This is a genomic window from Enterococcus lactis (genome assembly GCF_015751045.1).
GTDB lineage: Bacteria > Bacillota > Bacilli > Lactobacillales > Enterococcaceae > Enterococcus_B > Enterococcus_B lactis.
Genome location: NZ_BNJW01000004.1, coordinates 1 through 14877, shown reverse-complemented (window position 1 = coordinate 14877; position 14877 = coordinate 1). Strand labels below are relative to the sequence as shown.

Below are 14877 nucleotides of genomic sequence, written 5' to 3'. Positions count from 1 at the left end.
GGCTGGGCTTATTACCGCAGATGAAAGCTTTTGAACACCGTTTAAGGAAGATGGCGTGACAGAAGTGATCAGTTTCAAGTAATAAGAAGGGATTTATGAAAATTGCTTCTCAAATTTTTGAAAAATTTCGGCTTATTTCTGAAGAAGCAGCAGATGGAACAACGTTTATTCGGGAAATGGGACTGTGACAAGATTTTTGCCACAGCCCCATTTCTTTATTTTATTTTTCAAATCTAAGAAATATCAAGAAAGAGTTCCTTTTGTTTGACCTTTTCTTTCTTATTGAAAACAACTATAATATAGAGTGATGTTAAAAGAGAAGAGGAATTTAGTGTGCGGGTATTGTTTATTGGTGATGTAGTAGGTTCAATGGGACGAGAGATGATTACTGAATATCTTCCTAGGTTGAAGAAGAAGTATCGTCCGCAAGTAACGATCGTAAATGGTGAGAATGCCGCTTCTGGACGTGGAATCACAGAAAAAATCTATAAAAAATTTTTGCAAGACGGTGTAGACGTCGTGACGATGGGAAATCATACGTGGGACAACCGCGGGATCTTTGAGTTTGTAAATGAAGCCAAAAAGATGGTTCGGCCGGCAAATTTTCCGGAAGGGACGCCTGGACAAGGGATGGTCTTTGTCAAAGTGAATCAGATCGAATTGGCAGTAATCAACATGCAAGCTCGTTCTTTCATGGTGGACTTGGATGATCCTTTTCGTAAAATGAAGGAACTAGTAGAAGAAGCTAGAAAACGTACGCCAATCATTTTTGTAGATTTTCATGGAGAAACAACAAGTGAAAAACAAGCGATGGGCTGGTTTTTAGATGGGAAAGTTTCAGCAGTGGTCGGTACACATACACATGTCCAGACAAATGATGCGCGAATTTTGCCAAAAGGCACAGCGTATCTGACAGACGTTGGGATGACAGGACCCTATGATGGTATTTTGGGTATGCGCAGAGAACCTGTGATCGAAAAGTTTCTGACCGCATTACCAAAACGTTTTGAAGTTGTCGAACAAGGCCGATCGATTTTAAGCGGCTGTATCTTAGAATTGGATGATACGACAGGTCATGCAAAAGAAATCCAGCTGATTCAAATCAATGAGGATCGACCGTTCATGGAGTAGAAAGAGAGGCAGTTTTTTGCAGCAGGAGCCGGAAATTCAAAAAGAAGTAAGGAAACTGACAAAACTTTTAAGAGAAAATGAAACGATCATTCGCTACAAAGAACTTGAAGAAAAGATCCATCAAAACCAGTATTTAACTGAGTTGAGAGAGAAAATCAAACAAGCGCAAAAAGAAGCTGTTCATTTTGCCCACTATGACAAACCAGCAGCAGAACAAGAAGCAATCAAGCGAGCGGATCAATTCATGAAAGAATTTGATCAGCATCCGCTTGTTATAGCTTATAGAAAACAGCTGTTGGAAGCAGATGATCTGCTTCATCATTTAACAACGATGATACAAGAAGAAATTAATGGACAAATAGAGGAGGAAAAACATGCCTCAAAAAACTAAAAACACTCCTATGATGGAACAATATCTAAGCATCAAGGCACAATACCAAGATGCTTTTTTGTTCTATCGTTTAGGAGACTTTTATGAATTATTTTATGAAGATGCGATCAAGGCATCACAGCTTTTGGAATTAACGTTGACGAGCAGAAATCGAAATGCAGAAGAACCTATTCCTATGTGCGGTGTCCCTCACCATGCAGCACAAGGATATATCGATGCCTTGATTGAAAAAGGCTATAAAGTAGCGATTTGCGAGCAGGTAGAAGATCCAAAGACGACTAAAGGGATGGTCAAGCGCGAAGTGATCCAGCTAGTCACTCCTGGTACAGTCATGGACAGCAAAGGATTGTCGGCAAAAGACAACAATTTTTTAACAGCTGTAGTTAGTCAAGGAAATGAATTTGGCTTTGCTTATGCCGATCTAAGTACGGGAGAATTGAAGACGGCTCGGTTGCATGATGAAGAAGCTGTTTTAAATGAAGCCTCTGCATTGCAGACAAAAGAACTCGTATTAGGCAGTGAGATCACTGATACCCTTCGTGAACAGCTAAGCGGGCGTTTAGGGCTAGTCTTTTCTCAACAAAATGAGATGGAAGAAAACGCGGAATTTAGCTTTTTGACAAGCGAACTAGTCGATCCGCTGGAAAAAGAAGCAACCGGCAAACTATTGACTTATTTAGCGGTAACACAAAAGCGGAGTTTAGCGCATATCCAAAAAGCAGTAGAATACCAGCCAGATCATTTTTTAAAAATGGATTATTATTCAAAATTCAACCTAGAATTAAGCCAATCTATTCGGACTGGGAAAAAGCACGGCACTCTTCTATGGTTATTAGATGAAACAAAAACAGCAATGGGCGGCCGCTTATTAAAACAATGGCTAGACCGTCCGCTTATCCAGGCAAAACAAATTAAAGCAAGACAAGAAATGGTCGCTTCTTTGCTAGACAGTTATTTTGAACGTATCGATTTGCAGTCAGCATTAACGAAAGTCTATGATCTGGAACGCCTAGCAGGTCGAGTAGCTTTCGGTAATGTCAATGGGCGAGACTTGATCCAGTTGAAAACTTCTTTAGAACAAGTGCCAATGATCAGAGGGTTGATTGAAGGAATCGATCAAGGTCAATGGCAAAGTCTGCTTTCAGAAATGCAACCGATGGACCATCTCGTCCAATTGATTGACCAAGCTATCCAAGATGATCCGCCGTTACAAATAACGGAAGGAAACATCATCAAAGATGGATTCAATGAGCAGCTCGATACGTACCGTTCTGCTATGAGAAACGGAAAGAAGTGGCTAGCAGAACTTGAAGCAAAAGAGCGTCAAGAAACAGGAATCAAGAACTTAAAAATCGGATTTAACCGCGTTTTCGGTTATTATATAGAAATCACAAAAGCAAATCTTGGAAATGCAGAGCTGGAGAAGTATGAACGAAAACAAACCTTAGCAAATGCAGAGCGTTTCATCACACCAGAACTAAAAGAATTGGAGACACAAATCCTCGAAGCAGAAGAAAAATCTGTTGATTTAGAATATCAGTTGTTTTTAGCTGTGAGAGAAGAAGTCAAAAAGGCTATCCAGCCGCTACAAGTACTTGCAAAAGCAATCAGCGCAGCAGATGTGCTACAAAGTTTTGCAACGATCAGCGAACGCTATCAGTATGTTCGTCCAGAACTCGTCAGTGACAAGCATCAGCTTCTGATCAAAGACGGGCGACATCCTGTAGTAGAAAAAGTATTAGGACATCAGGAATATATCCCTAACAGCGTAGAAATGGCAGAAGACGAAATGATCTTGCTGATCACAGGACCGAATATGTCTGGTAAAAGTACGTATATGCGCCAGTTGGCATTAACTGTTCTGATGGCGCAAATGGGCTGTTTCGTTCCGGCAAAACAAGCAGTTTTACCTATTTTTGATCGGATTTTTACCCGAATTGGTGCAAGTGACGACTTAATTGCTGGACAAAGTACTTTTATGGTAGAGATGATGGAAGCCAATCAAGCCTTGCGTTATGCTACGCCAAATAGTTTGATTTTGTTTGACGAACTCGGGCGAGGAACAGCAACCTATGACGGAATGGCGTTGGCCCAAGCAATCATCGAATATATCCATCGTCATGTACAAGCAAAAACACTCTTTTCTACCCATTATCATGAACTGACGGTACTTGAAAAAGAACTTCCGCAGCTTAAAAATGTCCATGTTGGAGCTGTTGAAAAAGACGGAGAAGTTGTCTTCTTGCATAAAATGATGGATGGACCTGCGGATAAAAGCTATGGTATACATGTGGCAAAAATCGCAGGATTGCCTGCCAATCTACTAGAGCGAGCAGCAGATATCCTGCATACGCTAGAAAATGGCGATAACGGACACCATACTGTTCCAGCTGAAATAGAAGAGAAGACTAAAACAGCCAAACAGGAGCAAATAAAACCACCTGAAGAAAAAGTAAACCAAGACCCTATACAAGACAGTGTCAAAGAAGAAAACCAACAACTTTCTTTATTCGGTGAATTATCCGAAAATGAAACAGAAGTCATTGAATCACTGAAGCAAATAAATTTACTAGAAATGACGCCAATGGATGCACTAAACACATTATATGAATTACAAAAACAACTGTAGGAAGAAGGCGGATATCGATGGCCAAAATCCAAGAATTATCTGAACGTTTAGCTAATCAGATCGCTGCGGGAGAAGTAGTGGAACGACCAGCTTCCGTCGTGAAAGAATTAGTGGAAAATGCAATTGACGCCGGTAGTACTCAGATCGATATCTTAGTTGAAGAAGCGGGACTGCGGACGATCCAAGTGATTGATAACGGAGAAGGCATTTTGGCAGACGACGTAGAGAATGCCTTCAAGCGGCATGCGACAAGTAAGATCCATAATCGCGATGATCTTTTTCGCATACGAACGCTGGGCTTTCGAGGGGAAGCTTTGCCAAGTATTGCCTCTGTTTCTGAAATGACTCTGGAAACGGCGAATCAGGAAGAAAAACAAGGTACTTATCTTTCGCTCAAAGGCGGTGAGGTCTTGGAGCATCGGCCAGCGCCTCTGCGTCAAGGAACGAAGATTACCGTCAGCAACCTGTTCTTCAATACGCCAGCCCGCTTGAAATACGTGAAAACACTGCACACAGAATTAGCGAACATCGGGGACATCGTCAATCGTCTGGCATTAAGTCACCCATCAATCGCTTTTCGTTTAGTACATGATGGAAACAAAATGTTGGCAACTGCTGGAAATGGCGATCTGAAACAAACGATTGCGGGAATCTACGGATTATCTACCGCTAAAAAAATGTTGAAAATCGAAGGAAAAGATCTAGATTTTGAGTTATTTGGTTATGTTTCATTGCCAGAGGTGACTCGTGCCAGTCGGAATTACTTATCGACGATCATCAATGGACGTTTTATCAAGAATTTTTCCTTAAATAAAGCAATCGTTGCAGGTTATGGATCAAAATTAATGGTCGGCCGTTTTCCTATTGCTATATTGGAAATCAAGATGGACCCGCTTTTAGTCGATGTAAATGTCCATCCGACGAAGCAGGAAGTCCGGTTGTCGAAGGAAAAAGAACTAACAGAGCTAATTAGTAACGCCATTCAAAAAGCATTGTCCCAAGAAAACCTGATCCCAAGTGCCGCGGATAATCTACGGTTCAAGAAAAAAGTACCAGATCAGCCTAAAACGGAACAAATCGAAATCGATTTGTCCTACGCTTTTGAAGAAGAAAAACCTAAAAAGCCAAGTAGTTTGAATTTTGACCGAGAGACAGGAACCTTTTTTGTAGAAGAACCAAAGAGCACATTTGTTGACAGATCTGTTGATAAGTCTGTGGAAAATGTTGAAAACTTTTCTGGTTTTTCCGAAGAAAACACCAGTTATCCAGAAAAAACAGCGAAAACGGTGGATAAGTTTGGTGAAAATGTTGATAACTTTGTAGAAAAAACAGTGGAAAAATCTGAAAAGAAAGAAATTCCTACTGTGGATAACACGGAAGAAACAAATAAAGAACAAATAGATATATCCTTGGAAGAGGATGAACAGAGTTACGAGGAAGAATTGACACTCCATCCTGAATTTGATTTCACTCAAGGAAACGACAAAACATTAGAACAAGCGATCAAGAAACTAGAAACGGAAAAACCAGTTCAACGTTTTCCTCAATTGGAATATTTTGGACAGATGCACGGAACGTATCTTTTTGCCCAAAGTAGCGACGGATTGTACATCATCGATCAGCATGCTGCTCAAGAGCGTATCAAATATGAATATTTTCGGGAAAAAATTGGGGAAGTATCTGATGATCTGCAAGAATTGCTTGTTCCATTTGTGTTGGACTATCCAAACAGTGATGCTTTGAAACTAAAAGAGCAAAAGCATTTGCTAGAAGACGCAGGGATTTATTTAGAAGAATTTGGTCAAAACAGCTTTATTGTACGGGCTCATCCTACTTGGTATCCCAATGGTGAAGAAGAATCGATTATTCGCGAGATGATCGACATGCTACTGACGACAGGAAGTGTGAGCGTAAAAAAATTCCGTGAAGCAACAGCAATCATGATGAGCTGTAAACGATCGATCAAAGCCAACCATTATTTGAATGAAGCACAAGCACGTGTGCTGCTGAAAGATTTAGCACAATGCGAAAATCCGTTCAATTGTCCCCATGGCCGCCCAGTATTGATTCACTTTACCAACTCGGATATGGAAAGAATGTTCAAACGGATCCAAGACCCGCATTAAGTCAGAGAGAAGAGGGAAACATGAAGATTATACTAGCATCCCAATCACCAAGAAGAAAAGAGTTATTGGCTCACATCGTTTCAGAATTCGAGATCGAACCTGCTGATATTGATGAAACGCCATTTCCAGACGAACTGCCAGTCGATTATGTACGCAGAATGGCTGAAGAAAAAGCACGAACTGTTTGGGAACAAAAAGAAAAGAAAGACAGCTTAGTGATTGCTAGTGACACGACTGTTGTTCTCAACCAGGAGATCATGGGTAAACCAGAAGATATGGCTGAGGCTGAAGTCATGTTGAAAAAATTAAGCGGGGAAACACATACTGTATACACAGCAGTTGTTTTAAAAACAAAGGAGCGAGAAGAACGAATACTAGCAGAAGCACATGTCACTTTTTACCCACTGACAGATGAAGAAATCAATCGTTACTTGGAGACGGGAGACTATGCGGATAAAGCAGGGGCATACGGCATCCAAAATGCTGCAAGTGTATTCGTCAAAGAAATTTCTGGAGATTACTACAGTATCGTAGGGTTTCCGATTGGTGCTGTCAATCAGGCACTGAAAACATTCAATTAAACAAAAAAGCGGACTATCTGATTTTCGATTGAAAATCCATGATAGCCCGCTTTTTTATTGAAAAGATTACTTATCTACTCTGATTAAGATTTTACTTCAGCGTTACCGACTGCTTCGCCTGGGCGAACAAGTCCTGATTGGTCAAGGGATAGACCAGCAACTTTTTCGTTATTAGTTAAAGCAACAATAATGTCAGTTTTCTTACCAGCTTGTTCTATTTCTGGCAAATCCATTTCAGCAATCAGAGTTTCTGGTGTGACAAGATCTCCTTCTTTCACGAATACAGTGAAAGGAACGCCTTTTAGTTCAACGGTATCTAATCCCATGTGAACAAGTACTTCCAGCCCCTCATCAGAAAGAATACCAATGGCATGTTTTGTTTCAAAGACGCTCGTCACTTTACCATTTACTGGTGCATAGACTTTGCCGTTTGACGGTTCGACAGCATAACCGTCACCCATCATTTTTTGTGAGAAAACTGGGTCATTTACTTCAGTAATTTCCTTGATGTTCCCAGCAGCCACTGCGAATAATGTTTCTTTTGTTGCAACTGCCGTACCAGTTGCTGAAACAGGTTCGAAAGACTGTGGTGTTGCTGTTGCGCCATTCGCTGTTTGAAGCTGTACATCAGCAGCATTTTCAGGAACAGCAGGATCAATCTTATTCAAGATTCCCTGACGTCTAAAGACGATCGTCAAGCCAAATGGAATGATGATAGCGATGATCATTGCGATGATGAAAGGTACCCATGTTTCTGCTTGGATGGCTAGTATTCCTGGTAAACCACCTACTCCGATCGCGTTTGCTCGAACATCCATCAAGTTGGCAAACATGCCAGCTAATCCAGAACCGACCATTGCTGCGACGAAAGGATAGACGTATTTCAAATTGATTCCGAACATAGCAGGTTCAGTTACACCTAAGTAACAAGAAATCATTGCTGGAATCGAGATTTGTTCTTCTTTTTTGTTCCCACGATGCAAGAAGACGATGGCTAAGACTGCAGAGCCTTGGGCGATATTTGATAAAGCAATCATCGGCCATAAATTCGTTGATCCGAAATCTGCAATCAGCTGCATATCAATCGCATTGGTCATATGGTGGAGACCAGTAATTACTAAAGGTGCATACAGGAACCCGAATACAGCACTAAACAACCAGCTGATAGAAGACGTCAACCCGGTATTTACGATAGTTGAAATCCAGCTTCCGACTGTCCAGCCGATAGGACCTAAAATAACGTGAGCAGCTAAAACAGTTGGTAACAATGAAAACAATGGAACAAAGATCATTGAGATCGACTGAGGGATATATTTGCGGAAGAAAATCTCTAGATACGCTAACATAAACCCTGCCAGCATAGCTGGAATAACTTGTGCTTGATAACCAATCATTTGGACTTGAGCAAAACCAAAATCCCAAAATGGAATATCTGCTGCGGCTGTGGAAGCTACACTATAAGCATTTAATAATTGCGGAGAAACTAATGTAATTCCTAAAACGATTCCTAATATTTGTGTAGTACCCATCTTTTTCGCAATACTCCAAGTGATACCTACTGGAAGAAAATGGAAAATTGCTTCACCTGGCAGCCATAAAAAGGCATTGACGCCATTCCAAAATTGCGAGTGTTCAACGATCGTTCCACCAAGACTTTCAAACTGGATACCTTCAAGTACATTTCTGAACCCAAGGATCAATCCGCCGACGATAATTGCAGGAATCAGTGGTGTAAAGATTTCTGCCAAGACGGCAATGGCGCGTTGTACGGGATGAAGGTTTTGTTTTGCTGCTGCTTTTCCTTGTTCTTTGGAAACCCCTTCAACACCGGATACTGCAACGAAGTCGTTATAAAAAGTAGAAACATCATTTCCTATGATGACTTGGAACTGCCCAGCATTCGTGAACATCCCTTTCACGCTAGGAATATCTTCGATTGCTTTTTGATCTGCTTTTCCAGGATCATTTAGGACGAAACGCATACGAGTTGCACAATGACTAACTGCAGCAATATTTTCTTTTCCGCCGATATCATGTAGCAGTTTCTCGGCATCTGCTTGATACTTTGCCATATCAATAAACCCCTTTCTTTTAACTTGTCTATGCAAGTTACTTCTTCGTTTACTATACTTTTTTTTAGGAAGAATTGCAAGCGTTTTATTCAAAAACATCCAGAAAAATGATATCGTTTTAAAAAGCATAAAATAAGCTTTTCTTAAAAAGAGGAACATTGAAATACAAAAAGAGCTGTAGTATAGTGAAGAAATGATGGAAGAACGAGTGAGGGAAAAAACATGAACAAGTTCAATGAAATTTTTTTAGATTTGGAACAGAAAATTTTAGCGAAAGAATATCCTCCGCATTCGCTTTTGCCTAGTGAGAACCAATTGATCAAAATCTACGGTGTTTCACGAGAAACAATTAGAAAAGCACTGAATCTTTTGACGACGGAAGGATATATTCAAAAAAAACAAGGAAAAGGGTCGATCGTACTAGATCGAAACCGCTTTGATTTTCCTATTTCTGGACTGACAAGCTATAAAGAGCTACAGGAAACCCAACGTATTCCAAGTGAAACGATCGTTCATACGTTAGAAGAAACAGAAGTAACAAAAGCACTGAATGAGATTACTGGCTGGGAGATTGGTGCACCTGTCTGGCATTTGATACGCGAAAGAAAAATCGATGGTGAAGTGGTTATATTAGATACTGATTATCTATTAAAGGAGATCGTTCCTCATTTAACCCCAGTACAAGCACAAGGATCGATCTATGAATATTTTGAAAATGAGCTTTCTTTAACGATTGCTTACGCACAAAAGGAAATCACAGTAGAAGAAGTAACAGATATCATGAAAACAACGATGGATCTTCACGATGACACTTACGCAGTGGTCGTCAGAAGTCTTGTTCATTTGGAAGATACCCGCTGTTTTGAGTATTCTGAGTCGGTACACCGATTAGATAAATTCCGTTTCGTTGAGTTTGCCCGGCGCCGAAAAGTGTAAATGTTTCGAAAGAAAGCAAATTGTTGGCATCTGTCTGCTTTGGCGCTATGATAGGATCACAAAGGGGGCATTTTTAATGGATAAACCAACAAGACCAGAAAAAGAAGAACTGAAAGAAAAATTATCACCGATGGCTTATGCAGTCACACAAGAAAATGCAACAGAACGTCCATTTACCGGAAAATACGATGATTTTTACGAAAAAGGGATCTACGTCGATATCGTCAGCGGCGAACCGTTATTTAGCTCTGCGGAAAAATATGACGCTGGTTGTGGCTGGCCATCATTCAGCAAACCAATAGCGAAAAGACAAGTACGCGAAAAAGCCGATTTTTCTCATGGCATGCATCGAATAGAAGTTCGAAGCAAAGAAGCAAACTCTCATCTCGGGCATGTATTTACCGATGGCCCAGTAGATAAAGGCGGTCTGCGTTACTGCATCAATTCTGCCTCACTAAAATTCATTCCCTATGAAAAGATGGATGAACTCGGTTATGGCGAATACAAATCACTGGTAGAATAATGAAAATACAAAAAGAGCGGTACAATACGGGGCTTCACTCGATCGTCCGCTCTTTTTTATTCAAGCGATTGCTATTTGAAAGAAACGCTCCCCAGACTCCTTTTTTCACAAGGTGAAATGTGCTACAATAAAGGGAACGTATGTGTGCAAAAGAAAGAGGACTAGAATATGTATGAATATCTGACAGGTGTGGTTACCTTTATCAACCCCTATTACATAGTAGTAGAAACCAATGGTATCGGCTACCAGATCGCACTAGGAAATCCTTACCGCTACAGCAGCAAACTAAATCAAAAAATAAAAATTTATGTCCATCAGGTGATCCGCGAAGATGCGCATCTTTTGTATGGATTTGATTCTTTAGAAGAAAAACAACTGTTTTTGCGATTAGTCAGTGTTTCAGGAATCGGTCCAAAAAGTGCTCTTGCGATCATGGCAAGTGAAGACCACTCCGGTTTGATCCAAGCAGTGGAATCCAGTGATGTCACTTATTTGACAAAATTTCCAGGGGTAGGGAAGAAGACGGCGCAACAAATGATCTTGGATCTAAAAGGAAAATTTGGTGAGCTGAGTATCGATACGCCCTTCAGTCTATTCGATGAAGCAAATACAAAAGACGCTACCGCTCTATCTGAAGCAATGGAGGCTCTCTCAGCTCTTGGTTACAGTGATAGAGAAATCAAACGTGTAGAAAAACAATTAAAAGAAGTCGACAATCAGACAACAGATGAGTATTTACGCCAAGCACTCAAGCTGATGATGAAAAAATAAGGAGGAGACCAAATGACAGATGAATACTTGTTATCACCAGAAACTGGCGAAAATGAACTGAGTTTGGAAAAATCTCTTCGTCCGCAGTTGCTTTCTCAGTATATCGGGCAGAGAAAAGTCAAACAAGAACTTCAGATCTACATCGAAGCTGCCAGAAATCGGGAAGAACCATTAGATCATGTTCTGTTGTATGGGCCTCCTGGATTAGGGAAAACGACGATGGCTATGGTCATTGCTAATGAGATGACTGTGAACATTCGTACGACAAGCGGCCCCGCTATCGAACGTCCGGGTGATTTAGTAGCGATCTTGAATGAACTGGAAGCAGGGGATGTCCTATTTATCGATGAGATCCATCGATTGCCTAGAGTAGTAGAAGAGATGCTTTATTCGGCCATGGAAGATTTTTATGTAGACATCATGGTAGGACAAGGACCAACCGCACATCCGGTCCATTTCCCTCTTCCTCCCTTTACTTTGATTGGGGCGACGACGCGAGCAGGTATGCTTTCTGCACCTTTACGCGATCGATTTGGCATCATTTCACATATGGAATATTATGACGAACAGGAACTGCAGGAGATCGTTTTACGTTCTTCGGATATTTTTCAAACAGAGATCATTGAAGAAGGGGCATTGGAAATTGCTCGCCGATCGCGAGGAACGCCTAGAATCGCGAATCGCTTACTCAAACGGGTTCGTGATTTTGCGCAAGTTCAAGGAGACGGGAAAATCGATCGTCCTATAGCAGATCAGGCGCTTACTTTGCTACAAGTCGATCAAGCTGGTTTGGATTATGTTGACCAGAAATTGTTACGGACGATGATCGAATTATATGGCGGCGGACCCGTAGGATTAAGCACGCTTTCCGTAAATATAGGAGAAGAACGAGAAACAGTCGAAGATATGTATGAACCGTACTTGATCCAAAAAGGATTTTTAAAGCGTACACCTAGAGGGCGAATGGCTACGGCTTATGCTTATGAACATTTCGGCTACGACTATCATATGTGATTTTTGCTTTTAGATTGGAGGAAAATGAATGAGTGATACAACACGTACGAAACAATTGATCAAAAACGTATTGATTGATTTGTGCCAAACACAATCTTTTCGAAAAATCAGCGTCCAAAAAATCGCAAATGAAGCAAAAATCAATCGTCAAACATTTTATTATCATTTTACAGATAAATACGATTTGCTTCGTTGGGTCTATTGTGAGGATGCCTTGCATTATTTAGACCCGCAATGTCTTACTCTTGATAATTGGGAAGAGCAAGCATTGAAAATGCTGAAAGCAATTGCTGAAAAGAAAGAGTTTTACGCAAATACTGTGCTTTCTGACCAAGAAATTTTACAAAAAGAATTTTCTCAACTAATCCAAAAATCTTTTATCAAGATTTTTGAGCAAATGGATGAAGAAAGACAGCTTTCTGCAAAAGATAAACTATTTTATGCTCGTTTTTTTTCTTACGGTTGCAGCGGCGTGTTAGTCAATTGGATCACGAATGAATATGAAGAAACACCGATGGAAATCGCTATGCAGCTTTTCCGTTTAGCCAAGGATACGGAATTATACTCTTATCGTCTTTATGCAAAAGAAGAGTTGGAAGAACAGTAATAGAAATAATCTTTCGTTGAAAAAGCCATGATCGTTAAAAGGAGATGGGAAAATGACAAAAATTTTATTTGTTTGTTTGGGAAATATTTGCCGTTCACCAATGGCAGAAGGCTTGTTGAAGAAACGAATAGCATCAGAAGGAAAGGAAGCAGAATTTTTTGTGGATTCTGCTGCTACAAGTACGTATGAAGTTGGAAAGACACCGCACCCTGGAACGAAAAAAATATTGAACCAAGAAAATGTGGATATGACGAATATGGTTGCTCGTCAAATCACACCCCACGATTTTGAAACTTTTGATTGGATCATTGGCATGGATCAAGAAAATGTAGAAGAACTGAAAAGAAGAGCACCACGCTCAGCACAGGAAAAAATCCATTTGTTTTTAAGTAGCATCCCTGGAAAAGAAAAAGAAAATGTTCCCGATCCATACTATACCAATAACTTTGATGAGACATATCAATTGATCACAGAAGGGTTAGATCATTGGTGGAACATTTGGATGGATGAAAATAAAATAACAAACAGTTTCTAAAATCAGCGCTTTCTTTTTTTAGAGACGTTAGAGCATTTCCTTGTTTTTTTGTAAAATGTTAGGTAAAATAAGATTAATTAAGTAACACTTTCTTAGCTAAAGGAGGAGTGCATTCGATGAACGAAGAGACAGTATCACCAATGAAGAAGCTTACGAAGTTAGTTACTCATACCTCGTATCAACTTTTTGATTCTTTTGTAAATGACACTGAAGAACATGCTAAGAATGTACGATTGCAAGGAAAGTTTATTCTTGAGCTGCAAACAGCTGCGACTGAACATAGTCTAGTTATCTTACAAGTAAGAGCGAATCGTTTGAGTAGCAAGTATGAAACGATCTCAGGTTGGGTGGCGACAAAAACGGTCGAAAAAGACCGAGTAATGATCCGCCTACAAAACGAAGAGCAGCAGATCCGCATGGTTCCCGTAGAACAAATTGAAAAAATAACAATCCTTTCGCCAGCAGGAGAACAGGAACGGTTATCAAAATAATTTATACCAGATAGAAAAGCACGTATGAGCTTGTACCATCAATCATTACTAATCAAAAATAACCGAATGCTTTAAGCGGATACCGATAAAACGAAACGTTTTACGATGAGTATCACAGCATGACAGCATTCGGTTGATTAGTTGAATCGATTGTATGGGACAAGTTTTTTTGATAAAAAAAGGTCCTGCTAGCCGGGGAGCTAGCAGGATAAGGAGTTAAAAATGAAAAAGTGTTGTTAGGGTTGTTTGTTGGTATGCTTATATAATAGTCATTAGTTGTGAATATTTTGTGACGAAAGTTTTCGAAAGTTGTTAAGTTTTTTTGCGAAATTTATTTTTACATCATGTATTTGTCTAAAATTTTATACTATAAAAAGACACGTTGTGCAATCAGCTACCCTTTGGTATTAGTTCAAAAAACGGTAAAATAGCTCCTTATATTTTGCTGTTTTGCTTTTCTAATACTTAAGCCAAGGCGCTGATTTCACAACCTTTTTTTACAAATCCAGCGATTCCCATGAGTCAAGAACTATCTTTTCTTCAAAAAGAAATAATAGGAATAGAAGCCTTGATAGTTGCGATAAAATAAAAATGGATAAATAAAATTCGAGAGAAACATGTATTGACGTAGCAGATGAAAGGGTCAGATTTGTTGGTGTATCAGGAGTGCCGTTAGAAGAACACAAGGAGAGAAAAGATGGAACTATTAGAAAAAGAAAGTATTGATTTTTATTTGGAGCGTGATTGGACCGTTTTACGCTATGCTTTTTTCAAGGAAGAAGAGTATGACGGGCTAACTAGTCATCAGGAGGCAGTTTTAGAATTTCTCAATTACTCAAATAGATTGTGTGTTGCCAGGTCATGGCGGATTAGCGAAAGGCTTCTCGTAGTTTCTAAAAAAATATATGCACAAAAACTTTACGAATTCAGAGAAGAAAAAATCAACTATACGGATATCCGATTTTTTGACAAGATGAAAGATTATCCTATTTATGTGAATAAAGAAATGATGAAGGCGAAAAGAGTCACCCCTAAAGCATTATGGGCTGAGGATGGTATCTATCGGACTT

The 14877-nt window shown here is 39.9% G+C and carries 13 protein-coding genes and 1 pseudogene; 13 read left to right on the top strand and 1 reads right to left on the bottom strand.

Annotation, left to right across the window (positions count from 1 at the left end; genetic code table 11):
* Positions 1-333 precede the first annotated feature (333 nt).
* Genes KFO35_RS02925 through KFO35_RS02905 form a run of 5 tightly spaced genes read left to right on the top strand, consistent with a single transcriptional unit; the run spans position 334 to position 6858 of the window.
* Complete coding sequence (locus tag KFO35_RS02925) at positions 334-1131, top strand: TIGR00282 family metallophosphoesterase (RefSeq protein ID WP_002290518.1); 798 nt, start codon at positions 334-336, stop codon at positions 1129-1131.
* A complete protein-coding gene (locus KFO35_RS02920; protein WP_016628824.1) occupies positions 1106-1522 on the top strand; it encodes a YlbF family regulator in 417 nt (138 codons plus the stop codon). Before KFO35_RS02925 ends, KFO35_RS02920 begins: the two co-directional genes overlap by 26 nt.
* Entirely contained in the window at positions 1506-4151 is a 2646-nt protein-coding gene (gene mutS / locus KFO35_RS02915; protein WP_002315545.1) for a DNA mismatch repair protein MutS, read from the top strand. Before KFO35_RS02920 ends, mutS begins: the two co-directional genes overlap by 17 nt.
* Positions 4152-4168: 17 nt before the next feature.
* Positions 4169-6277, top strand: a complete 2109-nt coding sequence (gene mutL / locus KFO35_RS02910) for a DNA mismatch repair endonuclease MutL (protein WP_002315546.1) — start codon at positions 4169-4171, stop codon at positions 6275-6277.
* A 20-nt stretch (positions 6278-6297) separates the two neighbouring features.
* Positions 6298-6858: a Maf family protein gene (locus tag KFO35_RS02905; protein ID WP_002290524.1), complete on the top strand. Its 561-nt coding sequence runs from the start codon at positions 6298-6300 to the stop codon at positions 6856-6858.
* 83 nt (positions 6859-6941) lie between these two features.
* On the opposite strand, the gene treP is transcribed toward KFO35_RS02905, so the two are convergent.
* Complete coding sequence (gene treP / locus KFO35_RS02900) at positions 6942-8930, bottom strand: PTS system trehalose-specific EIIBC component (RefSeq protein WP_002290525.1); 1989 nt, start codon at positions 8928-8930, stop codon at positions 6942-6944.
* Between the two features lie 222 nt (positions 8931-9152).
* On the opposite strand from treP, the gene treR reads away from it, so the two are divergent.
* The 8 genes and pseudogenes from treR to KFO35_RS02860 form a co-directional block, all read left to right on the top strand.
* A complete protein-coding gene (gene treR, locus KFO35_RS02895) occupies positions 9153-9866 on the top strand; it encodes a trehalose operon repressor (protein ID WP_002290526.1) in 714 nt (237 codons plus the stop codon).
* A 76-nt stretch (positions 9867-9942) separates the two neighbouring features.
* Entirely contained in the window at positions 9943-10389 is a 447-nt protein-coding gene (gene msrB / locus KFO35_RS02890; protein WP_002309788.1) for a peptide-methionine (R)-S-oxide reductase MsrB, read from the top strand.
* A gap of 168 nt (positions 10390-10557) precedes the next feature.
* Positions 10558-11160 carry a Holliday junction branch migration protein RuvA gene (gene ruvA / locus KFO35_RS02885; RefSeq protein WP_002290528.1) on the top strand — a complete coding sequence of 201 codons (603 nt, stop codon included), beginning with the start codon at positions 10558-10560 and terminating at the stop codon, positions 11158-11160.
* 12 nt (positions 11161-11172) lie between these two features.
* The gene (gene ruvB / locus KFO35_RS02880) at positions 11173-12174 is read left to right on the top strand and encodes a Holliday junction branch migration DNA helicase RuvB (protein WP_002290529.1); all 1002 of its coding nucleotides are present in this window, start codon (positions 11173-11175) and stop codon (positions 12172-12174) included.
* Positions 12175-12202: 28 nt separating this feature from the next.
* Complete coding sequence (locus KFO35_RS02875) at positions 12203-12781, top strand: TetR/AcrR family transcriptional regulator (protein WP_002290530.1); 579 nt, start codon at positions 12203-12205, stop codon at positions 12779-12781.
* A 52-nt stretch (positions 12782-12833) separates the two neighbouring features.
* Positions 12834-13316 carry a low molecular weight protein-tyrosine-phosphatase gene (locus KFO35_RS02870; protein WP_002290531.1) on the top strand — a complete coding sequence of 161 codons (483 nt, stop codon included), beginning with the start codon at positions 12834-12836 and terminating at the stop codon, positions 13314-13316.
* A gap of 116 nt (positions 13317-13432) precedes the next feature.
* On the top strand, positions 13433-13807 hold the full coding sequence (locus KFO35_RS02865) for a hypothetical protein (protein WP_002315548.1): 375 nt from the start codon (positions 13433-13435) through the stop codon (positions 13805-13807).
* 697 nt (positions 13808-14504) lie between these two features.
* Positions 14505-14877 (top strand): annotated as a pseudogene (locus KFO35_RS02860) (hypothetical protein); the annotation flags it as partial.

Bases quoted from the DNA above. Each gene is read 5' to 3' on its own strand.
- treR (WP_002290526.1), top strand. From the start codon at position 9,153: ATGAACAAGTTCAATGAAATTTTTTTAGATTTGGAACAGAAAATTTTA.
- KFO35_RS02875 (WP_002290530.1), top strand. From the start codon at position 12,203: ATGAGTGATACAACACGTACGAAACAATTGATCAAAAACGTATTGATT.
- treP (WP_002290525.1), bottom strand. From the start codon at position 8,930: ATGGCAAAGTATCAAGCAGATGCCGAGAAACTGCTACATGATATCGGC.
- KFO35_RS02865 (WP_002315548.1), top strand. From the start codon at position 13,433: ATGAACGAAGAGACAGTATCACCAATGAAGAAGCTTACGAAGTTAGTT.
- mutL (WP_002315546.1), top strand. From the start codon at position 4,169: ATGGCCAAAATCCAAGAATTATCTGAACGTTTAGCTAATCAGATCGCT.
- ruvB (WP_002290529.1), top strand. From the start codon at position 11,173: ATGACAGATGAATACTTGTTATCACCAGAAACTGGCGAAAATGAACTG.
- KFO35_RS02905 (WP_002290524.1), top strand. From the start codon at position 6,298: ATGAAGATTATACTAGCATCCCAATCACCAAGAAGAAAAGAGTTATTG.
- KFO35_RS02920 (WP_016628824.1), top strand. From the start codon at position 1,106: ATGAGGATCGACCGTTCATGGAGTAGAAAGAGAGGCAGTTTTTTGCAG.
- ruvA (WP_002290528.1), top strand. From the start codon at position 10,558: ATGTATGAATATCTGACAGGTGTGGTTACCTTTATCAACCCCTATTAC.
- msrB (WP_002309788.1), top strand. From the start codon at position 9,943: ATGGATAAACCAACAAGACCAGAAAAAGAAGAACTGAAAGAAAAATTA.
- mutS (WP_002315545.1), top strand. From the start codon at position 1,506: ATGCCTCAAAAAACTAAAAACACTCCTATGATGGAACAATATCTAAGC.
- KFO35_RS02870 (WP_002290531.1), top strand. From the start codon at position 12,834: ATGACAAAAATTTTATTTGTTTGTTTGGGAAATATTTGCCGTTCACCA.